The 20874-nt window shown below is 60.9% G+C and carries 20 protein-coding genes, 1 tRNA gene, 2 pseudogenes and 1 riboswitch; of the genes and pseudogenes, 9 read left to right on the top strand and 14 right to left on the bottom strand.

The window, feature by feature from the left end; all coding sequences use genetic code 11:
• Window positions 1-180: 180 nt before the first annotated feature.
• Both KW821_RS00930 and KW821_RS00925 read right to left on the bottom strand, forming a co-directional pair.
• Window positions 181-990, bottom strand: coding sequence for an SPOR domain-containing protein (locus tag KW821_RS00930; protein ID WP_218289941.1), 810 nt, complete (start codon window positions 988-990; stop codon window positions 181-183).
• A gap of 493 nt (window positions 991-1483) precedes the next feature.
• Window positions 1484-1573: transfer RNA gene (locus KW821_RS00925), tRNA-Ser, on the bottom strand.
• 388 nt (window positions 1574-1961) lie between these two features.
• On the opposite strand from KW821_RS00925, the gene KW821_RS00920 reads away from it, so the two are divergent.
• Both KW821_RS00920 and KW821_RS00915 read left to right on the top strand, forming a co-directional pair.
• Window positions 1962-2879 carry a L,D-transpeptidase family protein gene (locus KW821_RS00920; protein ID WP_218289939.1) on the top strand — a complete coding sequence of 306 codons (918 nt, stop codon included), beginning with the start codon at window positions 1962-1964 and terminating at the stop codon, window positions 2877-2879.
• A gap of 21 nt (window positions 2880-2900) precedes the next feature.
• A complete protein-coding gene (locus tag KW821_RS00915; protein WP_218289938.1) occupies window positions 2901-3887 on the top strand; it encodes a DUF481 domain-containing protein in 987 nt (328 codons plus the stop codon).
• Window positions 3888-3979: 92 nt separating this feature from the next.
• Here the strand turns inward: KW821_RS00915 and KW821_RS00910 are convergent, their stop codons facing one another.
• The 3 genes from KW821_RS00910 to KW821_RS00900 all read right to left on the bottom strand — a co-directional run bounded on the left by KW821_RS00910 (window position 3980) and on the right by KW821_RS00900 (window position 6542).
• Window positions 3980-4702 carry a MaoC family dehydratase gene (locus KW821_RS00910; protein WP_218289937.1) on the bottom strand — a complete coding sequence of 241 codons (723 nt, stop codon included), beginning with the start codon at window positions 4700-4702 and terminating at the stop codon, window positions 3980-3982.
• A gap of 254 nt (window positions 4703-4956) precedes the next feature.
• Window positions 4957-5904 (bottom strand): 23S rRNA (adenine(1618)-N(6))-methyltransferase RlmF, encoded by a 948-nt coding sequence (gene rlmF / locus KW821_RS00905; protein ID WP_218289936.1) that lies wholly within the window; start codon window positions 5902-5904, stop codon window positions 4957-4959.
• Window positions 5905-6053: 149 nt separating this feature from the next.
• Window positions 6054-6542 carry a C40 family peptidase gene (locus tag KW821_RS00900; protein WP_042653950.1) on the bottom strand — a complete coding sequence of 163 codons (489 nt, stop codon included), beginning with the start codon at window positions 6540-6542 and terminating at the stop codon, window positions 6054-6056.
• A 275-nt stretch (window positions 6543-6817) separates the two neighbouring features.
• Between KW821_RS00900 and KW821_RS00895 the strand changes: the two genes are divergently transcribed.
• Together KW821_RS00895 and KW821_RS00890 are read left to right on the top strand one after the other, a co-directional pair.
• Complete coding sequence (locus tag KW821_RS00895) at window positions 6818-7540, top strand: 4'-phosphopantetheinyl transferase superfamily protein (protein ID WP_218289935.1); 723 nt, start codon at window positions 6818-6820, stop codon at window positions 7538-7540.
• Window positions 7537-8385: a tetratricopeptide repeat protein gene (locus KW821_RS00890; RefSeq protein ID WP_218289934.1), complete on the top strand. Its 849-nt coding sequence runs from the start codon at window positions 7537-7539 to the stop codon at window positions 8383-8385. The genes KW821_RS00895 and KW821_RS00890 overlap by 4 nt, the downstream gene beginning before the upstream one ends.
• A gap of 132 nt (window positions 8386-8517) precedes the next feature.
• On the opposite strand, the gene KW821_RS00885 is transcribed toward KW821_RS00890, so the two are convergent.
• A complete protein-coding gene (locus tag KW821_RS00885; protein ID WP_042653953.1) occupies window positions 8518-8760 on the bottom strand; it encodes an Lpp/OprI family alanine-zipper lipoprotein in 243 nt (80 codons plus the stop codon).
• A gap of 223 nt (window positions 8761-8983) precedes the next feature.
• The gene (gene ribB, locus KW821_RS00880; protein WP_042653954.1) at window positions 8984-9637 is read right to left on the bottom strand and encodes a 3,4-dihydroxy-2-butanone-4-phosphate synthase; all 654 of its coding nucleotides are present in this window, start codon (window positions 9635-9637) and stop codon (window positions 8984-8986) included.
• Window positions 9638-9742: 105 nt separating this feature from the next.
• Window positions 9743-9902: riboswitch (FMN riboswitch) on the bottom strand.
• A gap of 199 nt (window positions 9903-10101) precedes the next feature.
• On the opposite strand from ribB, the gene purU reads away from it, so the two are divergent.
• Window positions 10102-10938, top strand: a complete 837-nt coding sequence (gene purU / locus KW821_RS00875) for a formyltetrahydrofolate deformylase (protein ID WP_042653955.1) — start codon at window positions 10102-10104, stop codon at window positions 10936-10938.
• Window positions 10939-11002: 64 nt separating this feature from the next.
• Here the strand turns inward: purU and KW821_RS00870 are convergent, their stop codons facing one another.
• Window positions 11003-12271: a DUF945 family protein gene (locus KW821_RS00870; protein WP_218289933.1), complete on the bottom strand. Its 1269-nt coding sequence runs from the start codon at window positions 12269-12271 to the stop codon at window positions 11003-11005.
• Between the two features lie 195 nt (window positions 12272-12466).
• Window positions 12467-13948, bottom strand: coding sequence for a cardiolipin synthase (gene cls / locus KW821_RS00865; protein ID WP_042653957.1), 1482 nt, complete (start codon window positions 13946-13948; stop codon window positions 12467-12469).
• 96 nt (window positions 13949-14044) lie between these two features.
• Between cls and KW821_RS00860 the strand changes: the two genes are divergently transcribed.
• Complete coding sequence (locus KW821_RS00860) at window positions 14045-14587, top strand: DUF1439 domain-containing protein (protein ID WP_218289932.1); 543 nt, start codon at window positions 14045-14047, stop codon at window positions 14585-14587.
• A 4-nt stretch (window positions 14588-14591) separates the two neighbouring features.
• Here the strand turns inward: KW821_RS00860 and KW821_RS00855 are convergent, their stop codons facing one another.
• Window positions 14592-15032: a GNAT family N-acetyltransferase gene (locus KW821_RS00855; RefSeq protein ID WP_218289931.1), complete on the bottom strand. Its 441-nt coding sequence runs from the start codon at window positions 15030-15032 to the stop codon at window positions 14592-14594.
• A gap of 430 nt (window positions 15033-15462) precedes the next feature.
• Between KW821_RS00855 and KW821_RS00850 the strand changes: the two are divergent.
• Window positions 15463-15963: pseudogene (locus KW821_RS00850) on the top strand (alpha-amylase); the annotation flags it as partial.
• A gap of 157 nt (window positions 15964-16120) precedes the next feature.
• Entirely contained in the window at window positions 16121-16876 is a 756-nt protein-coding gene (locus KW821_RS00845) for a lytic transglycosylase domain-containing protein (RefSeq protein WP_042653961.1), read from the top strand.
• A 280-nt stretch (window positions 16877-17156) separates the two neighbouring features.
• Here the strand turns inward: KW821_RS00845 and aqpZ are convergent, their stop codons facing one another.
• From aqpZ to KW821_RS00830, 3 genes are all read right to left on the bottom strand, one after another.
• Window positions 17157-17846 carry an aquaporin Z gene (gene aqpZ, locus KW821_RS00840; RefSeq protein WP_042653962.1) on the bottom strand — a complete coding sequence of 230 codons (690 nt, stop codon included), beginning with the start codon at window positions 17844-17846 and terminating at the stop codon, window positions 17157-17159.
• A 286-nt stretch (window positions 17847-18132) separates the two neighbouring features.
• On the bottom strand, window positions 18133-18654 hold the full coding sequence (gene ruvC / locus KW821_RS00835; RefSeq protein ID WP_042653963.1) for a crossover junction endodeoxyribonuclease RuvC: 522 nt from the start codon (window positions 18652-18654) through the stop codon (window positions 18133-18135).
• Between the two features lie 198 nt (window positions 18655-18852).
• Window positions 18853-19761, bottom strand: coding sequence for a Gfo/Idh/MocA family protein (locus KW821_RS00830; RefSeq protein WP_218289930.1), 909 nt, complete (start codon window positions 19759-19761; stop codon window positions 18853-18855).
• A 175-nt stretch (window positions 19762-19936) separates the two neighbouring features.
• Here KW821_RS00830 and KW821_RS00825 point away from each other — a divergent pair.
• Window positions 19937-20439, top strand: a pseudogene (locus KW821_RS00825) (DinB family protein).
• 30 nt (window positions 20440-20469) lie between these two features.
• On the opposite strand, the gene KW821_RS00820 reads toward KW821_RS00825, so the two are convergent.
• On the bottom strand, window positions 20470-20697 hold the full coding sequence (locus KW821_RS00820) for a hypothetical protein (protein WP_218289929.1): 228 nt from the start codon (window positions 20695-20697) through the stop codon (window positions 20470-20472).
• Window positions 20698-20874: the final 177 nt, after the last annotated feature.

Below are 20874 nucleotides of genomic sequence, written 5' to 3'. Positions count from 1 at the left end.
CAGTCTCATTCACCCCTGGCAATGCCGGAGCGGTTTGAAATCGGCCGGGCCGGAAACACCACAGCCGCGACTGGCGCGGCTGTGGTGCAATAAAGGCTGAGGGGCTGACGCTCATAGGATAGGGCAATGGTGCGAATGCTCGATCATGACCCGGCTCGGCCGCATCCCCCACTCTCAGGCCTATTGCTTCAATTCATTCTTCACCTGGGCAAATGACTTGGGCCAGGGCCCCGCCTTCTGCAGGGCAGGCGACAGCTTGCGAATGGCCGCCAGCGCCTGACTCATGCTGGCATGCTCCCCCTTCAGCACCACATACCAGGGGCTGCCGTGGAACTTGGTCTGATAGATCCACACCTTGCCAGCGAGCCGGTTGGCGAGCACAAACTGCTCTATGGCCGCCAGGCTGCCTGATCCCATCAGCTGGACGCTGAGGTGGTTGCCGTTCTTCTGCTGCAGGACCTTGGCAGGCGTCAAGCTCACCTTGCCGGGTGCCTTGCCTTGCGGCTTGGCCTCAGGCTTGGGAGCCGGCTTGGACACCGACTCCGGAGACACCGACGGCTTGGCCGCAGGCTGAGCGGCAGAGGGCGGAGTGCCGGCGGTTATCAGCATGGGCGGCTGAGCCACCACCTTCTCTTCACCCGCTATCGATACGGCCGCGCTCGGCTCGCCCAGCATGGGGGTGGGAATCGCCTCGTCGGCCATCCCCTCTCCCTGCACCCCATCAGACCCGATACCGGCCGTCAGCGCAGGCAGGGGCAAGCCCGCCTCATCCTGCTGAATAGAGGTTGCCGCGGCGCCACTGACCCGGGGTTCGGACGAGAGGGGCTCTGCTGGCATGGGGACCTCGACGGCCGCCTCGGGCTCGCTCTTTCGAGCGGCAGGGTCCACATAGCTCAGCACCAGGAAACACAAAGCGCCGGCGGCCAGACCGAGCCCAATCTGGCGAATGAGAGAAGGGGTAATGCAGTTGCGCAGATGGCATTCGGTCATCATGTCCTCCAGGACGTCATGAGAATGGCGAGGTGACCACCGGTGCTGCAAAGAGGCATCATGGCCAGCAGCTCGTACGGCAGGGGATGGGTATCGGCAGCGAGCGCGGCCCCTGACCGGGGTGGGCCTTGGGCTCGTGCATGTCGCTCAGCGTCTTGGCGGGATGGAAGATAGACGGGAATGACTGCGCCGGCAGCCATCTCTGTTTGTTATTCGTTACACCGCATAAACGCCGGAGCACCATACCGGGGGTGCGCTGAACTTGGCCTGAATCCTCCGACTATCCACAGGGGTCAGGCCGCTTCTAGCCGATTGTTTCGCCTGGTATTTGCCTCGGCTCGCCCCGATGGGCGCTCTTCTGCATCCCAGAAGCAAATCAGAGGAAGGGATGAGCTATTCTGTGGGGTTCAACGAGCCGGCATGCTGGCAGAAGCGGCGGAAAACAAACAGACAACAAAAAGCCCAACCTGTTGTACAAGTCGGGCTCAGAAGATGGCGGAGAGACAGGGATTCGAACCCTGGGTGGCATTGCTGCCACAATTGATTTCGAGTCAATCCCGTTCGGCCACTCCGGCATCTCTCCGCGGGCCCTCATATTGACCCAACCCGAGTCGGGAAATCAATGTAAATATCGTTGAAGATCATACGACTGGCTATTAAACCGCCAGCCCGCAGTTGATCGCTCCCCTCCCCCGCCATCGCAGCCGGCCGCACATCGGCCATGCCACCCCTGGCGGTCAAGATGTGACTCTTCCCCGCCGGCGTCAGCGGCCATCAGTCGACCCGCGCTTATCCCCGTTTCGCCGAAAAACCGGGGCCTGCGCGGTGAAAGGGGGTGGTGGGCTATGCCCAGCCGGCTCGGCAGCGCCTCAGCCCGGCGCTGGTAATCCCGGGACTATTGGTTACAATCTCTGCTCATTTTTTGGGAGGGAGCGCTTCCCTCAAGACAAGACTGACAGATAGGAAAAACCATGTTGTATCCACGTATCGTCTCACTGCTGCTGGTCGCCACCAGCCTCTGGGCCGCGCCGGCCTGGTCCAAAACCTATCCCCTCCCGCTGGCGGACAGCCGCCTGATCGGCGAGCTGGAAGATTACATAGTGCAACCAGGGGATCACCTGGAACTGGTCGGCAAGCACACCCAAATTGGTTTTCTGGCCTTGCTGGAGGCCAACCCTGGGGTAGACCCCTATCTGCCCACCCCAGGCACCCGGCTGACCCTGCCGACCCAGATGTTGCTGCCCGATGTGCCGCGGGAGGGGATCGTCATCAACCTGCCCGAGCTGCGGCTCTACTACTTCCCCAAGGGCAAGCAGGAGGTGATGGTGCTGCCCATCGGCATCGGTGACATAGGTCGCGAGACGCCTGAGATGACCACCACCATCATCGCGAAGAACCCGAACCCGACCTGGGTGCCCGGCCCCATGGTGCGCAAGTCCTGGTTGGAGCAAAAGGGCATAGATCTGCCGGCCGTGGTGCCGCCCGGACCGGACAATCCGCTGGGCAATTTCGCCATGCGCCTGGGCTACGGCCAGCGGGACTACCTCATTCACGGCACCAACAAGGATTTCGGGGTCGGTCTGCGGGTCAGCGCCGGCTGCATCCGGCTGCGTCCCGACGACATCGAGACCCTGTTTAACTTGGTGCCGGTCGGTACTCAGGTGCGAGTGATCAATCAGCCGGTCAAGATGGCAGTGGAGCCGGACGGCCGACGCTGGCTGGAGGTCCACTCCCCGCTCTCCCGTACCGAGGAGGAGATGGCACAGGGCGCCCCCCTGGTGCTGTCAACCGAGGTCGAGCAGTTCATTGCCGCCCCCGAGGTGGACAGCACCCAGGTGACTGCCCTGCTCGACAGCAAGAACGGGCTGCCCCAGCCCATCAGCGGCTGAGTGCTCACCGGCATGGCGGTGATGAGACAGGGCCTGCTAAGTCTGCTGCTCCTGTGCGCCAGCACGACGGCGATGGCCGACATCCTGTGGATGCGCAATGGCGATCGCCTGACCGGCACCATAGAGGAGATCACCGACGAGCAGATCAGCATCAAGCCGGCTTACAGCCAGGCCCTGACCATTCCCCGTGATGCCATCAAGCGCTGGCGGCTGGACAAACAGGATCAGCCGAGGCCGTTGACCAGGACCGGGATCCCCTTGCTGGACACGCCCGACGAGCTCAATGCCTGGCTCTGGAGCGGCACCGGTGATCTGAACATCAAGTTGAAGGAGAACGACAAGAAGACCAACAACGTCAACCTCAAGGTGTCGACCGAGCTGGCCAATCTGGACTGGCGTTATACCCTGGATGGCGAATACATCTATGAGACGGCGAACAGCATCACCGACAGCCACGAGTACAAGCTCAGCCCCAAGCTGGACTTCTTCTTCGATGAGCACTGGTTTGTACGCTCATCACTCGATGCCGACTACAACCTGATCGACAGCAACTACCTGGAGCTGAGCTATGCCTCTGGCCCGGGCTACCGCTTCTGGAACGACAAGCAGAGGCGACTGGAGTTCATCAGTCAATTGGGTTTGCAGCGTTCCTACTTCACCCCCGAGGTCTGGAGCAATTCGGATCTGTTCGATGAACGCATCATCGACTACCCCTTCATCAACCTCGGTTGGGACTATCGTCAACCCATCTCCGTCTGGCAGCAAAGATTCGAGTTGTTCAGCAAGGGAACCTACGAGAAGTTCATCGATCAACCCTCTCCCTACCTGACCAGGAATCAATCCGTCAACGGCAGCCTGGGGCTCAGGTACTACTTCAACGACCACCTGCGCCTCTCCTGGTCGAGTGAACTGAGCTGGGACGATAACTGGCTCGAATATGGCGGAGATCAGCAGAGTCTGGATGACAAGGAGTGGCGCCATACCATCACCCTGGGTGCCAGCTTCTAACGCTGACCTGGCCCGCCACGGGCACCCAACCCGGAAACGACACAGGCCCACCGAAGTGGGCCTGTGTTTATCTGCAGCAAGCGGGACCAGGGTCAGAAATAGACTCGGGTGACCGATTCGATGACGCAGCCGGGGCGGCGAATGCCCTCTATCTCTATCTTGATCTCTTTGAGCAACTCGAGCCCACCCTTGATCGGCGTCACGCGGGAGAGCCTGGTGCGCGCACGGATGTTGCTGTCCACCTTGATCGGGTACGGGAAACGCACCTGCTCCAGACCGAAGTTCACCACCATGCGGGCGCTTGGAAACTCCGGGGTTGCCTCATCCACCGAACCGGTCAGCTGGGGCAGCAGGGCCAGGGTCAGGAAGCCGTGGGCTATGGTGGTCTTGAACGGCGATTCGGCCGCCGCCCGCTCGGGATCGGTGTGGATCCACTGATGATCGCCGGTGACGGCGGCAAACTGATCGATCAGCGGCTGGCTGATCTGCAGCCACTCGCCGACATGGGTCTCTTCCCCGATCCGGGTCTGCAGCTCGGCGTACAGGCTGGCCGCCTCACCATCCAGCTCAATCAGGTCGTCCTCGGCCAGGGCCGGCTGGCTGTTGACCGCCTGGGCCTGGGATCTGCCCCGTCGCCGCACCAGCTGATGGTCGGCCTGCAGGTCGAGCACCCGCCCCAGCAAAGGGTGAAGGTGTGCCTTTTGCTGAAACTCACGCCAGTAGTCGCGGATCGCCGGAGAGAGCCAATCCTTGAGCTCAAAGGGGTGTTGCGCCAGTATCTCGCGCTTGTGCTTCAGAAAATCGACAACTTTCATTTACCGATCCCTATTCGATTCCATGCCTGTAAAGAGGTCTAACCAGTCCCATTTTATGAAAGTTTCAATGGTAAGTACAAAAAAATCTCGGCGTACAACTGTACCGGGGGTGAGAGTGATCACTAACCGGAAGGCTGAATGGGGGCTGTTCTGGCGGGAAAAACGATTATCTTGATGGCAACGTCACGAGAGCAGAGCGAATCCGAAAAGGGCTCTGCTCGACCTGTTTCTGCCATCAGAGCCCCGTTTTCCGATCATTTTTTCCCGGCAGACCACCAGTGACCATGAGCCTCGGCCTCCAGGAAGCTCCATGCCAGGATCCGGCTCACCTTGTTGCCCTGGGCCATGTCGAGCACCCGCACCTGGCGTGCCCCGGCCTGGGCCAATGCCTTCTTGGCGGCAGGCAGGTTCTCTTTCTTCGACACCAGCGAGCTGAACCAGAGGCACTGGGTGGCGAACTCCTTGCTCTGGTCTACCATGCCCGCCAGAAACGCCGCCTCGCCCCCCTCACACCAGAGTTCGGCCTTCTGGCCACCGAAGTTGAGCAGCGGCGCCCCCGTCACCGCCTTCCCGAGGTTGCGCAGCTTGCGCTCCGAGCCCTTGCTCGCCTCGGCCAGCGACGCATGAAACGGCGGGTTGCAGAGCGTCAGGGCGAAGCGCTCCTTCGGGCCTATGATGCCGCGAAAGATGTGTTTGGGGTTGGCCTGATGGCGGCATTCGATCTGCCCCGCCAGGCCATTGCTGCCCGCCAGCAGGGTCGCAGCCTTGACCGACACCGGGTCTATATCCGAACCCACGAAGCGCCAGCCATATTCACGGGCCCCCAGCAGTGGATAGATGCAGTTCGCCCCCACGCCGATGTCCAGCACCCGCACCCCCTTGCCCGTCGGCACCTGGCCCGCGCTCTCGGCCAGCAGATCCGCCACCCGGTGCAGATAATCCACCCGCCCCGGGATGGGGGGACAGAGGTAGCCCGGCGGTAGATCCCAATGCTTGATGCCATAGTGCAGCGCCAGCAGGGCGCGGTTCAGCGCCTTGACGGCGGCAGGATCGGCGAAATCCAGGGTGCGGGTGCCATGCTCATTGATGAATACGAAGGGCAACAGCTCTGGCGTGCGCTGACAGAGCGCGTCGAAGTCGTAGGGCGCCTGATGGCGGTTGCGCGGATGCAAGCCGGATTTGCGATCGGAGTGGGTCTTCATGCTGAGTCTGCCGAGGAACGGGGGGCCACACTATAGAGAGTCGGCCCCGGAAAGTCTAAACGACGGCCATAAAAAACCGGGCTGCCTGAGCCCGGTTCAAGTGAGGTTGGAAAAACAGTCCGTACTGCGAGCCGTTTGTCCAGCCTGACTCAGATCTCGATCCGGCGTGCCTGCCAGAATTTGCCGCGCCAGTAAGCGTTGTCCAGTCTGGAGCGGGTGACCCCGGCCCGGGTGGAGGCATGGATGAATTCACCGTTGCCGACATAGATGCCCACGTGGTTCAGACGCTTGCTGATCTTGAAGAAGACCAGATCCCCTTCCATCAGATCCCGTTTGGCTACCCGGGTCCCTTCGTGTACCTGGGAGCGGGTATCCCGTGGCAGCTCGATGCCGACCGCATTGCGGAACACTTCACGGGCGAAGGCAGAACAATCGATACCCCGTTGACTGCTCCCGCCCATGCGGTAGGGGACGCCACGCCACTCTTTATATACGGTCAGGATTTCGTTTACATCGGGTGTCTGCGAAGCTTCCGGTTCAACCACGGGTTCCATCATGGAAACTTCGATCTTGCTCGCGACCTCGGTCTGGGGTGCCGAGGCACAACCCACCATTCCGAGCGCGACCAGCAGTAGCATCAGGTGGCGCAATCCTTTATCCCCGCAAAAGAGTAAACATTGTTAAAATACGGCCGTAGAGGGCAATTTATAAGGCAACAGCACCCGACTATATCCAAGAATTCTATCGAGGCAAGTGAAAATCCCTATCGACATCACATTTTCGCAAGGAAATGCATTATTTTTCATAATTAATGTGATCATGCCCAAACAATATACAATCGCGAAAGTGGCCATCAGGGCCAGTTAAAACTGATTTTTATCGCTGCTTCACCCCCTTTTTTAAGTGAAAAATTATGATCTCAGCGGATCTCTATTTGTTAAAACCGGCTCAGATCTGTGCCGAGCAGCTGAATACGCTGCCCCCTGAACTCTCCCGGGAGGAACATCAGCATTGGCACGCCATCCAGCAGCCAAACCGCCGGCAGGAGTACCTGCTGGGCCGGGTGCTGCTCCGCCGCCTGCTGGCCGAGCGGCTCCACTGCCCGACCGAGGAACTGGTGTTTTGCACCGGCCCTCACGGCAAACCCGTATTGTGCGACGAGAGTTGGCAGTTCAACCTCAGCCACAGCGGCGACTGGCTGGTGCTGGCACTCTGTCAGGCGGGACCGCTCGGGGTGGATGTCGAGATGGGGCTGCGCCGCCGCCAGATCCTGCCACTGGCCAGACGCTTCTATGCAGCCAGTGAATATGCATGGCTGCTCTCCCTGCCTGCGCAAGCGCAGGAATCGGCCTTCTATCGGCTCTGGTCGCGCAAGGAGGCGGTGCTGAAAGCCCAGGGGGATGGCATAGCCGCCGGACTCGACAAGCTGTGTTTTGTGCCCGAGGAGGGGTGGCGGCTGGATAATCGGCTCGATGCCCACGCCTATCAGGTGCAAGACTGGCCGCTCGACGGCGGCTGGCTCTGCCTCGCCGCCCCAACCCGCAACGTCAATGGCTACCTGCTGGACGAGCGCTTGAAATCCACCCCCATAGACCCCATGTTAACTCACACCATTTTTCGAGAGTCAGCCTCATGATCGTCGACATCAATCCCCAGAACTTTCACGCCGAACTGATCGATGCGTCCATGAAGAAGCCGGTCGTCATCTATTTCCACGCTCCCCAGATGCCCGAATGCCAGGGCATGACCCCGCTGGTGGAGAGCCTGGTCGGCCCGGCCAATCCCCAGGTCACCCTGGCCATGGTCGACATGAATGATCCCCAGCTGCAGCCGCTGGCCAGCCAGCTCGGTCTGCGCGCCCTGCCCGCCCTGGTGCTGTTCCATCAGGGCCGCCCGGACGAGCAGGCCATCCTGGAAGGCCCGCAGGACGAAGCGACCCTGCGCCAATACTTCGCCGCCTTTGCCCCCAAGGAAGAGGAGTTGCTGCTCGAACAGGGCCAGCAGGCACTTGCCGAAGAACTGCCCGATGTGGCGCACGCCCACCTCACCAAGGCCCATCAGCTGGCGCCGAGCCGACACGACATCAGCCTGTGGCTGGTGCAGGCCGCGCTGGATCTGAATCTGCTGGATGAGGCACAGGCGCTGCTCGCGACCATCCCCATGGTGGCGCAGGACGATCATTATCAGACCCTGAGCTCCCGACTGGCGCTGGCACTGCAAGCCGCCGACAGCCCCGAGCTGCGCGCGCTGGAGCTTCGTCACGCAGAGAACCCGGACGATGCGACCCTCACCCAGGAGCTGGCGGTACAGTACAGCCAGGTCGGCCGGCAGGAGGAGGCATTGGCGCTGCTGTTTACCATTCTCAGACGCGATATGGCGTTTGGCGATGCCAAGAAGATCTATCTCGATATCCTGACCACCATGGGTGCCCATCCGGCTGCGCAGAGTTATCGTCGCAAGCTCTATAGCCTGCTTTATTGATCGATGAAGAAATCAGGGGATGCCGAGCAATCGGCATTGCCTTGTTCAGGCAGGAAGTGCGGTAATAAGGGAAATGACAAATTTCAGGCAAAAAAAAATGGCGCATTAAAATGCGCCATTTTTTCGCATGGATTACTTCTTGTAGGAAGTAGCCATGTTGTCGATGCGCTGGTTAGCACGCGCAGCTTCTTGATTAGCAGTTGCGATATCAGCAGCCATCTTGGATTGATCAGCACGAACTGCGCTAACATCTTGAGCCAGTTGGTCAACTTTGTTAGACAGATTCTGAACGGAGGTTTCCAGTTCGCTGGTGTTCGCACAACCGCCCAGCAGGGCAGACAGACCAACAACACCTACCAACAACAATTTTTTCATTTTTAAAGCTCCCTTTAACTCGCCAGACGTTTAGCAAGCGGCGTGATTATGGCACAAATAAATACGAGTTTGGATAGGCCCCACCACAGATAAATGCATTAAAACTCTCATTTTTTTTTAAACGTACACTTTTTGTGCAAACTTAAGTCAAAAACGAGTGCTCTGGATGAGGTTCGCACCAAGCGTAACCAAAAAATGTACTTATTACAATTTCGTATGAAGCTCAGGCTGAACGTTCTGCCAATAATTGACGGTATTGCACCAAATCTTCGATGGTCAACACCGGCATCTGATGCTGGCGACCAAATTCCACCAGATCGGGCAGCCTGGCCATGGAGCCATCCAGCTTGGTCAGTTCGCACAGCACCCCATACGGTTTGAGTCCAGCCAGCTGCATCAGATCGACCGTGGCTTCGGTGTGACCACGCCGGGTCAGCACGCCACCGGTGCGAGCCCGCAACGGGAAGACGTGACCGGGGCGATGCAGATCCGATGGCTGGGCGCCGTCGGCGATGGCGGCCCGGATGGTGGTGATGCGATCGGCGGCGGAGACCCCGGTGGTGACGCCCTGGGCCGCTTCTATGGTGACGGTGAAGGCGGTCTGATAATGGCTGGAGTTCGCCTCCACCATCATCGGCAGCTCGAGCTGGCGTACCCGCTCATCGGTCAGGCAGAGGCAGACGATGCCGGAGCATTCGCGGATCATCATGGCCATCTGTTCGTTGGTCATGGTTTGCGCGGCGAAGATGAGATCCCCTTCGTTCTCGCGATCTTCATCATCGGCCACCAGCACGCCACGGCCGGCACGCAATGCGGCCAGCGCCATTTCGACACGGGTAATGGGATCACCAAATTCACTGAGTAGAGACTGATTCATGGTAAGACTCCTAAATAAGACAAGGACCAGAATCAGGGCATGGAAAGGCAGACAGAAGTAGGTATGCGGCAGCCAGCCCTAGGAGGGCCAGACTGGCAAACTCTGTCTTATCCTCTTTCATCCGGACTGTGACCGTCGGCTCCGGCATCTCACCGGATCTGCTGACCCCGGCCCCGGTTCTACACCAAGGTCGGGCGCTCGCGGGCTCCCCGAGTCAGATCGGGATACCGCCGGTGGGGAATTTCACCCCGCCCTGAGAATAAGCACCGATAGCCTAAAGAAAAAAAACCTGGGATACCAGCGCAAAACCCATCAAGGATAAATATGGGCCCTGCGGGTATCGACTTGATCTGACGGCGCACGGCGCGCTGTCCTTTCTGATTTTGTTTATGGCATAGTGCCTGAAAAAACGCGCAGCCCGCGCAGACTCGGGCGCCAACACCACAAACGGAATCATGACAGAGATGGAAAAGAAAATACTGCTGACGGATTGCCCCGACGCCAAGGGCCTCATCGCCAAGATCACCAACATCTGCTACAAGCACCAGCTCAACATCAACAAGAACGACGAGTTCGTGGACCACGAGAACGGTCGTTTCTTCATGCGCACCGAGCTGGAAGGCCGATTCAACGATGAGACCCTGCTGGCGGATCTCGATGACGCCCTGCCGGCGGGCGCCCAGCGCCGCTTGGTCAAGGCGGGCAAGAAGCGGATCGTCATCCTGGTGACCAAGGAGACCCACTGCCTCGGCGACATCCTGATGAAGAATTACGCCGGCGCCCTGGACATGGACATAGTGGCGGTGATCGGCAACTACGACACCCTCGCCGAGTTGACGGGCAAGTTCGAGATCCCGTTCCATGCCGTGAGCCACGAGGATCTGAGCCGCACCGAGCACGAAGAGCAGGTGCGCGCCATCATCGACGGCTACCAGCCGGATTACGTGATCCTGGCCAAGTACATGCGGGTGCTGACCCCGAGCTTCGTGGAGGCCTATCCGCGCAAGCTCATCAACATCCATCACTCCTTCCTGCCCGCCTTCATCGGGGCCCGCCCCTATCGCCAGGCGTTCGATCGCGGGGTCAAGCTGATCGGTGCCACCGCCCACTTCGTCACCGACGATCTGGATGAAGGTCCCATCATAGAGCAGGACGTGATCCACGTCGGCCATGCCTTCAGCGCCGACGACATGGCCAAGGCCGGCCGGGATGTGGAGAAATCCGTGCTGAGCCGGGCGCTGGAGCTGGTACTGAACGAGCGCGTGTTCGTCTACGGCAACAAGACGGTGGTGTTCAAGTAAGCTGCGGATCACCGAACACCCAACAAAAAAGGCTCCCGAGGGAGCCTTTTTCATTAGCAGACTGTCATTCGTGCAGCGCCAGGCCGTTGATGGTGGCCACGCCCTTGTCGAGCTTCAGCTCGGCACTGAGCTGTTCAGACTCCGCCTTCAGATAACCCTGGGCGATGAACTGCGCCAGCATGGGCGCCAGCTGCGGGACGGCCTTGCCCAGCTGGTCGCCGAGTTTGGCATGGAGCAGACCGGACAGGGCCTGCATCCCCTCCTCGCTGCCCACCAGCTGCTCCAGCGAGGTCGGTGCCAGCTTGACCTCCCCCTGCAGGCTGACGGGTTCACCATTGAGCTGGGCGCTGAGATCCGTCAGCTGCAGCGTGGCGCCGCGTTGCAGCATCTTGTCCAGGGCCTGCTGGATGGCCACCTCATCCACCCGCTGGCCGCTGACCTCCTGCAAGGCCTGGTAGCCTTCCAGATCCAGCCCCTTCAGCTCCAGGTTCAGGTTGCCCTGCGTCAGCGCCAGGGTGTCGCTCTCATTCTCCAGATTGAGGGTCGCCACCTTCATCTGATAACGGCTGGAGAGCGTCTGGGCATCGTCCCCCGCCAGCTGGGTGGTCGTGCTCATCCCCTGCAGGGAGACCCTGACGCTCTCCGGCAGGGTCAGGGAGAAGGCAGACAGGGTCGCGTCGCTGCGGGGGGAGAGCCAGATCCCGCTGATCTCGGCCAGATCGGCGCTGCCCTTGAGATCCGCCAGCACCATGTCCAGCTTGCCCTGTGCCTCATGCAGCGTCATCCCTTGCCACTGGAAGACCACATGGCCATTTCCCTCCAGATCGCCGCTGTAGGTACCGGTCATGGGCAGGAAGCTTAACTCGCTGACCCCGTCCTTGAGCTTGAAGTCATTGGCCCAGAAGCGGGCACTGTTGCCCATGGTCCAGAGGCTGCTTGCCGACTCCATGCCGACTTGCCACTGCTGCATGCCGAGCGCGGTGAAGACCGGCGCCAGGGTGCCTTGGGCGGTATCGAGCAGCAGATGGCTCTTGATATAGAGCGGCAGAATGCGGTTGTTGAAGCTGAGCTGCACCTCGATGGGCTCGCTCCCTGCCAGCTGGGGATCGAAGCTGGCCAGGGTCTGCGGCGTCACCACCACCTTGAGCACGCCGTCGCGGCTAAACAGATTCTGGCTGGACGGGATCCAGCTCAGCTCGATGCCGCTCTCCTGTTTGACCTTGATGATCTGCTCGGCCAGGGTCTGGTCGAAGGTATTTCCCGTGTACCAGCAGGCACCCAGCCCACCCACCACCAATGCCGCACCGACGGCCAGCGCCACTCTCTTCTTCATCTTGATGTCATCTCCAAAGGCTCATTGGCGCACTCTACGGGGCAGAGGTGCGATGAGGCAAGCCCCATGCCGGGTCGAGGCTTATTATCTTGTGTCATAACAAGGGGCTAAGCAGACCGCTCAGGCCCCTCGCCTGCCGCTATCTGCAGCGGTAAGCGACGCGTCAGCCACCAGGACACGAGCCACTGGCCTGCGTCAAAGCAGGGGGCTGAACATGTAGAAGATGTTCTCCAGCAATTTCTTGTACCAGGGACGGGCCCGCCACTTGACCAGCGACATGGGGGTCGCCTCCAGCATGTAGCCCTGCACCAGCTGATTCATCTCGGCCACGAACGCCGGGTTGTCGATGAGCAGGGTCACTTCGAAGTTGAGCCAGAGGCTGCGCCGATCGAGGTTGACCGTCCCCACCAGGGCGAAATCGTCATCCACCAGCACACTCTTGGTGTGCAGCAAGCCGGCATCGTAGCGATATATCTCGACCCCGGCCGCCAGCAGATCTTCCATGAAGGAGTTGCTGGCGTGGTTCGCCATCAGGGAGTCGTTGCGATGGGGCAGCACCAGCTGCACCAGCACGCCGCGGGCCGCCGCCGAGGAGAGCGCCGCCGCCAGCGGATCATCGGGCACGAAATAGGGGGTGGTCAGCACCAGGTGATGGCGCGCCTGGTAGATGGCCAGCAGCAGGCTCTGCTGGATGCAGTCGCCGCCGACGAAAGGGCCTGAGGGGATGAGCTGGGCCCGGTAGTTGGTCTGCGGCCAGGCTTCGGGCTCGTGCTGCAGGCTGTCGAGCAGGCGCTCGCCGGTTTCCATCTCCCAGTCCCAGACGAAGGTGGACCACATCAGCGGCACCACGGGCCCCTGCACCCTGATCATGATGTCGACCCACTGGCCCACGCCCGCGTCCTGCTTGAAGAAGCGGGGGTCCACCATGTTCATGGAGCCGGTGTAGCCGACCCTGTCATCGATCACCACCAGCTTGCGGTGCATGCGCAGATCCTGGCGCTGGAACGGGATGCGCCAGGCACCGACCGGCAGCACCTCCACCAGCTTGACCCCGGCCTTGCGCAGCTGCCGCGGCCAGGCGGAGCGGAAGAAGGTCTTGCTGCCGATGGAATCGAGCAACACGCGACAATCCACGCCGCGTTGCGCTACCTCGATCAGCGCCTCGCACACTGTGTCGGCGTCCCCGCCGGGATGCCAGATGTAGAACTCCAGATAGCAGGATTGGGAGGATTGACGGATGTCGCGCACTATCTCCTGCAAGATGCTCTGTGGCTTATGCAGCAGCGTCATCCGGTTGCCGGAGAGCATGGGCATGGCCAGCCGCCCCTGGATCAGATCGTGCAGCGGCCGCGCCTTGCTGCCCACCTCGCAGCAGTGCTGGGGGAAGAGGCGGGCCAGCTGGCGGATCCAGATAGCATAGGGACGGTACATGGCCTGGGCGCGTTCGGCCCGCTTGCGGCCGAGCCTTATCTCGCCAAACAGCACATAGAAGCCGACCCCGGCGAACGGGATGGCATAGATGAGCGACAGCCAGGCGAGGGAGACCCCGATGGGGCGCCGTTTCATCACCACCCGCAGCGAGATCCCCGCCACTATCACGGTGTGAAACAGCAGCAGCAGCCAGCCGAGGAAGCGGGAAAACAGCAACTGGATGTCGTATTCCAAACCGTCGAGCAAGGCGATTCCTTGGTGCAATGAACGAATGACGTGGGCAGATCCCGGGGGATCAGAATGGTATGCTGTAGCACAAACCCATTCTATCAGGTCGTTAGCATGATCCTGCAATCTGTGCTGCTGAGCCTGGCCATGTTAGGTCAAGGCTCATATGACATCAATGAGCAGCAGATAAACCAGTACCTGCAATCCCAGGTGCAAGTCGACAAACAGCTGGAATTGCCCGGCATCATCAAGGCCCATGTTCAGCTCGAGCAGAGCGATGTCCAGATCGGGCGCCAGAGCCCGGATACCGCCCGGGTGTTTGGCAAGGGCAAGCTGAAGATCTCCCTGCCGGACCAGACCCAGTACGACGCGCTGCTGAACATGACCTACGAGGCGAGACCGCGCTACGACAAGGCCCAGAGCGCACTGTTTCTCGATAACATGAAGCTGATCGACTACAAGCTGGAGCCGGCAGAGGCCGAGCAGAAGTTCGGTTTCATGCTCAGGATGCTGCTGCAGAGCATGGAGAAGCGGCTGGAGACTCAACCCGTTTATCGGCTCGACGACAAGGATCCCAATCAGCTCTGGCTCAAGGAGAATCTGGTGGGGCTGGAGCTGTCACCGGGCAAGATCCACCTGCTGACCAAGCCCCAGTAAGCGCTCAGTTGTAAGCCGGGGTATTGGCCTGGCGCACCAGCAGATCGATCTGGTAACCCTGCTCGCGCTGCTGGTGATACAGGGTATGGAGCGGCCCGCCCAGCTCGTGCAGGGACAGGTCGGCAAAGCCCGCCTTGAGGTAGAAGGGTTTCTCGAATGGCAGGGCATGGCAGACCACCGGCTTGTCCAGCAGATCGTGACAGGCCCGCAGCAACAGGCGGGAACCCAGGCCCAGGGACTGGTAGTGCGGCAACAGCCTGAAACCGCACAGGTGATAGTAATCCTGCTCGTCGCGCAGGCGCACGGCGCCCACCAGCCAGTGGGCATCGCGCACCACGAAGATCCGCTCGGCCAGATCCGGCACATAGTGGGAGAATGTCGTCTCGTAGTAGTCTCTGATCAGGGAGAGATCCGCGTCGCAGTACTCTTCGAAACTGAACTCCATTGCCCGCCTGCTTGTCACACCCATTTCACCCTTGGCCCAGCGGCCCTCTCTTTTCCATTCATCATCCGTGCCCGGCCGACCTGACAGGTCAGACCACAGCCAAGATAGCATGCCTTGGCGTCACAAAAAACGGTGTTATTGACATTGATCTCTGTAACCCAGGTGGCCGGCCTGGCATGGCTCCCGGCGCTGCACTTAGCGTAGACGTCGGTGCGATGCTGATGGATCCATCCTACCCGTTTTACGCATCTATGCCACAGAAACGCTCTCAAGATACTGATTTAAAATAAGAAGCTTGAAAAGCAAACATTTATTGGTAATGCATCATTTTGGCCAGGCCCAACAAATGGCTTCCCTTGCGCAGCTTTTGGACCGCGCCAACCTGGGTGACACCTCGTCGCAGCCCAGTATTGCCGCGGCCTGAGTCGGGGCCCTGCCGGGCAACCGGGCCGTCACCTTCGCCATCACCCACGATATCCCCACCAACGACGGTTTTCGCTACCAGATCCTGAACCAGACCGACGAGAAGCTGGCCTATGCCTATCTGCTCGGCCGCGATGGTGGCTCGCCGCTGGTCTACTCCGATCACGGCGAGACCCAGGACAAGGATGGGTTGCGCTGGCAGGACTACTACCTGCGCGGCGATCTCAAGGGGATGATCCGCTTCCACAACGCGGTGCAGGGTCAGCCCATGCAGCTGGTCGGCAGCGGCGACTGCTTCGTGCTGTTCAAGCGTGGCAAGCAGGGGCTGGTCGGCATCAACAAGTGCGACTACGAGCAGGAGTATTGGCTCGATACCGCCAAGTTCGAGCTGGACTGGTATCGCACCTATAGGGACGTGCTCGAGCAGGCGGCCACCCTCAATGTGCAGAGCCAGTGGGTGCGGCTCACCATCCCGGCGCGCAGCGCCCGGCTCTGGCTGCAGGAGTGAGCGAGCTGACGCCCTGAGCGAAGGCCGCCTGCGGGCGGCCTTCATGGTTCCCGCTTTTATTGCGGCCCGGCGCCTCGCCGAGCTTGTTCTGCCTCGCCCCTGATGCTTTACTCAACGGGGCTACCGAGGCTTAAGGAGCAAGCCGTTGAAAGCATGGATGTTGCTGGGAGCCATCCCACTGTTTCCCCTGTCCGTCTGGAGCCAGATACCGCCGCCGGCCGAGGTGGTGATCCTGGCCGCCGAGGCGCCGCCCTCAGTGCCTGCCGTGGCGCCTCCCCCACCGCCCGTGGCAACGCCAGCGATCGTAGCAACGCCAACGGTCGTGGCCGCGGCCCCCGTGCCGGCCTCCCGCCAGATCCAGGTCTACAAGTCGGTGCAGAAGAATGGCGTGATCCGCTACTCCGACATCATGCCCGATCAGGGTCACTATGAGCTGCTGCTGTTCAACGACTGCTACGCCTGCGATCCCGCCTCCAAGGTCAACTGGCGCACCACAGGCCTCTTCCTCTATGACTATGCCAGCACCATCAAGGCGGCAGCCAAGACCTACAGCGTCGATCCCGCCCTCATCCGCGCGCTTATCCACGCCGAATCCGCCTTCAACCCGCTGGCCGTCTCCCGCAAGGGCGCCATGGGGCTGACCCAGCTGATGCCAGCCACCGCCCGCGAGCTCGGGGTGGGCAACGCCCTGCTGGCGGAGCAGAACATCTTCGGCGGGGTGAAGTACCTGGCGGGCTTGCTCAAGCAGTATGACGGCAACATCTCTTTGGCCACCGCCGCCTACAACGCCGGGGCCGGTGCGGTGCAGAAGCACGGCGGCATCCCGCCCTATGCGGAGACTCGCGCCTACGTGGAGCGAGTCAAACTGCTGCACCAGCGCTACCGGGATATGCTGAGCGCCCGGGGCCTGTAAAACATCAACATTCCCCCGCGGTCCCCGATACCGAGACCTGCCCCATGGTGGAGCGGGTACAGCTGCTACACAGGCGCTACAAGGAACTGCTAAGCGCCCGGGGCCTGTAAAACCCACATTATCCCGCCCTATGCCGAGACCCGCCCCCATATGGTTCGGATTCCACTGCCACACCGGCACCACAAGAAGCGGCCGAGCACACGGAGCTTGTAAAACTCACAACCCCATAAAACAAAAAACACGCCCGAAGGCGTGTTCTAGAGCAGCATGTTGCGCGAGCTTATTTCTGCTCGGTCGCCACCATGCGATAGGCCAGGGCACCCAGGATGCCGCCGACGATGGGGGCAACCCAGAACAGCCACAGCTGGCTGACGGCCCAGTCACCCACAAACAGCGCCACACCTGTGCTGCGCGCCGGGTTGACCGAGGTGTTGGTCACCGGAATGCTGATGAGGTGGATCAGGGTCAGGCACAGACCGATGGCGATCGGTGCGAAACCGGCCGGCGCGCGGCTGTCGGTGGCGCCCATGATCACGAACAGGAAGAAGCCCGTCATCACCACTTCACACACCAGGGCCGCCAGCAGGCTGTAACCACCCGGTGAATGCTCGCCATAGCCGTTGGAGGCAAAGCCGGCAGTCACATCGAAGCCGGCCTGGCCGCTGGCGATCACATAGAGCACGGCACCCGCCGCTATCCCGCCCAGCACCTGAGCCACGATATAGGGCAGCACGCCAGAGGCAGGGAAACGACCACCGGCCCACAGGCCCACGGTCACGGCCGGGTTCAGGTGGCAACCTGAGATGTGGCCGATCGCGAAGGCCATGGTCAACACGGTCAGACCAAACGCCAGGGAAACCCCGAGCAGACCTATTCCTACATTGGGGAATGCCGCCGCCAGCACCGCACTGCCACAACCCCCCAGCACCAGCCAGAAGGTGCCCATAAACTCAGCTGCATATGGTTTCACGCTAATAATCTCCCATGATGATGAAATATGAGCCGGGGCTCATGCGGACACTGTCATTAAACAGGCGCCACATTATGGGAGTGTGAATCAAGAAGATGAAGTGAGCCCATTTTGTCTATGAAATGTGACTAGCATCACAAGTTATTGATTAATTAAGAGGATTGTCATTATCACGCGCTATGGACCTCACTGGTCCGACCGGAGCCTGCGACAGGCTGCGGCAACAGTGCTGATTTAATCAACAGTGGCGAAACGTTTTGCCGGACCGGATGGACCGTGCCGGTGCTCAGCGATAACGGCCGCGCACCGAGCCGGTCACCCGCCCCGCCATCTTGATCAAGCTCTGGCGGGTATGGAAGTGGCAGAGCGCCACCCCGAGGGCATCCGCCGCATCCGCCTGGGGCGTGGCCGACAGCTTGAGCAGATGAGTCACCATGTGCTGCACCTGCTCCTTGGCCGCCCCGCCCGTGCCCACCACCGCCAGCTTGATCTGGGTCGCCGAATATTCGCTGACCGGCAGCAGGGCGTTGACCGCCGCGACTATGGCGCTGCCCCTGGCCTGACCGAGCTTCAAGGCCGAATCGGCGTTGCGGGCCATAAACACCCGCTCGATGGCAAACTCGTCTGGCTTGAACTGGGTGATGATCTCGCTCACCCCGTCATACACCTGCTTGAGGCGTGACGGCAGCTCGCCCAAGTCGGTGCGGATGCAGCCCGATCCCAGATACTCCGCCTTGCCTGCGACTATACGGATCACGCCGTAGCCGGTGATCCGCGAACCCGGATCTATCCCCAAAATAATGCTCATGAAACCATCGTTGCTCTAAAGGCAGATCATGGGCGCCAAGATAGCAAACAAGCCCCCGCTTGGCTCGCACAGCCGCAGGCTGGCCCGCTGACTGCGCGCGGAAGCACCATCTTATACAGTGGTATGGCGACGCGCTGACCAGTGCAACCCGTCAAGCCGTGGCCCATGCCAGCGTAAATCCCCCTCCCCACCCGAGCGTTACTCCCCGGCCAGGGTCACCAGCTGCTCGGCCAGTTGATGGCTGCGCAGGTAGCTGTCGATGAGGGCGCCATCGGCCTTGCCCGCCTCAATCTGTGCATACCAGTGCGCCAGCATGGCATTGAAACCGCGCCGCGCCAGCACCGGTTGCCAGTCATCCACCGCGATGGCGCTCAGCTGCTTGCCACGAGCGAGGGTGCCCTGGGTGCAGCTCTCCACCTGCAGCGACAGATCCTCGCCATAGAGGCTGATCCGCTCCTCGGTGATCCCGGCGCTGCGGTTCATGCTGCCGCTCACCGCCGCCTGCCCGCTCTGCCAGGCCACGCTCACCCCGGCCAGCAGCTCGGGCTGCTGGCTACTGCGCCTGAGCACGGCGTGCAGGGGGCCGGTGGGCGCACCGCCATAGTGGCAGAGGCTGTCGAGCACATGGATAAAGTCATCGAACAGGAACTGGCGGGGCAACCCGGGCAGGGCATGGCGGTGCTTCTGCCAGTGCAGCTCGGTCACCGGCTGCTGACGAGCGGCCGAAAGTGCGGGCAGGTAACGGCGGTTGAAGCCCACGAACAGCGGACAATCCTTCGCCATGGCCAGGTTGCCCAGCGCCTCCACCTCGGTGGCGCTGTCACAGAGCGGCTTGTCGACAAAGGTGGGAATGCCGGCGCGCAGACACTGCTCCGCCAGCCTGCCATGCACGGCGGTGGCGGCATGGATCATCACGGCATCCGGGCGGCTCGCCAGCAACTCATCCACCTCGGTAAAGCACTCGGCGATCCGGTACTGGCGGGCCAGCTTGTCCAGCACTTGGGGATTGCGGGTGCAGAGCAGCGGAGTGACTCGCTCGTCGCTGGCGAGCAGCGGCAGATAGGCCTTCTGGGCGATATCACCGAGGCCAATCAGGGCAATGCGCATGGGAACTCCTTGTCATGAGTGCGATAGCCGCAGGGTAACATCTCGCCCGCACCGAACGCATGAAATCGGATCTGTGCGAACGACGGGCGGGATACCCGCTCAGCGGGGAAGTGTTCTTGCTGCCATCGGCTGGCTAAGATGCTCTCTTCACGTGCTGACCCCATCAAGGAAGACCATGAGCAACTCGACCCTTCACTCTCTGTTTCGCTACAAGGCCTGGCCGACGGCGAGCTGCTGGATGCCCTCGCCACCCTGGACCCGCAAATCCACGGGGAGGCACACCACAATGCCCTGCGAGTCTTCAACCACATCCATGTGGTCGATGCCATCTTCAAAGCCAATCTGCTGGGGGAGCCCCATGGCTTCAGTGCCACCAATACCCCGGAAACACCGCCCCTTGCTGCGCTGCGCACCGCCATCGGCGAACTGGATGGCTGGTATCTGGCATACGTTGCCAGCCTGAGCCAAGCAGATGGCGACGCCGTGCTCTCGTTCAACTTTGTGGATGGTGACAAGGGACAGATGAGCCGCGCCGAGATGCTGCTGCATCTGGTGACCCACGGCGGATATCACCGAGGGGCTATCGGGCGCATTCTGGTTCAATGCGGCATCACGCCGCCGCGCGATACCCTGACCACCTTCCTGCATCGCAGCGAACCCGAGCGGCGGGACGGCTAAACGACAAACGAGGGCGGCCCATGTTGCCCTCTATTTTGTGGATTTGGCCTGCTCTCTGGTATCGAGCCACTTGCCGATTCGGGCCCCCAGCTCGGAGCAGATCATGGCGCTGACCATGGCCCCTATCATCCGGTTCATATCCGAGATCTCTTTTGATTCCAGAAGCAGGGGCGCGATCAGGTTAAAGGCTATTAGCCCCATCACCAGTCCGAGCCCGCCGCCCACCTTCTCTCTTCTGGAACGGACTTTTATCGCCATCTGCTCACTCCTGTTCGGGAATACCCGCTGCAATATATTCAGGAGAGAGGCCGTTATGCCTCTCCTACCTTTTCGTCAGCCGCCAAGATAGCAAAGCCACTGCTACCTGACTGCTTTTGGTTGCATGTGGTGATGTACTTTGATGACGCAGTTCAAAAAACAATAAATTTCTGATGG

It is taken from the genome of Aeromonas sp. sif2416, assembly GCF_019218665.1.
Lineage (GTDB): Bacteria > Pseudomonadota > Gammaproteobacteria > Enterobacterales > Aeromonadaceae > Aeromonas > Aeromonas encheleia.
The sequence above is the reverse complement of the archived record's forward strand: the minus strand, read 5'-3'. Positions and strand labels throughout refer to the sequence as shown.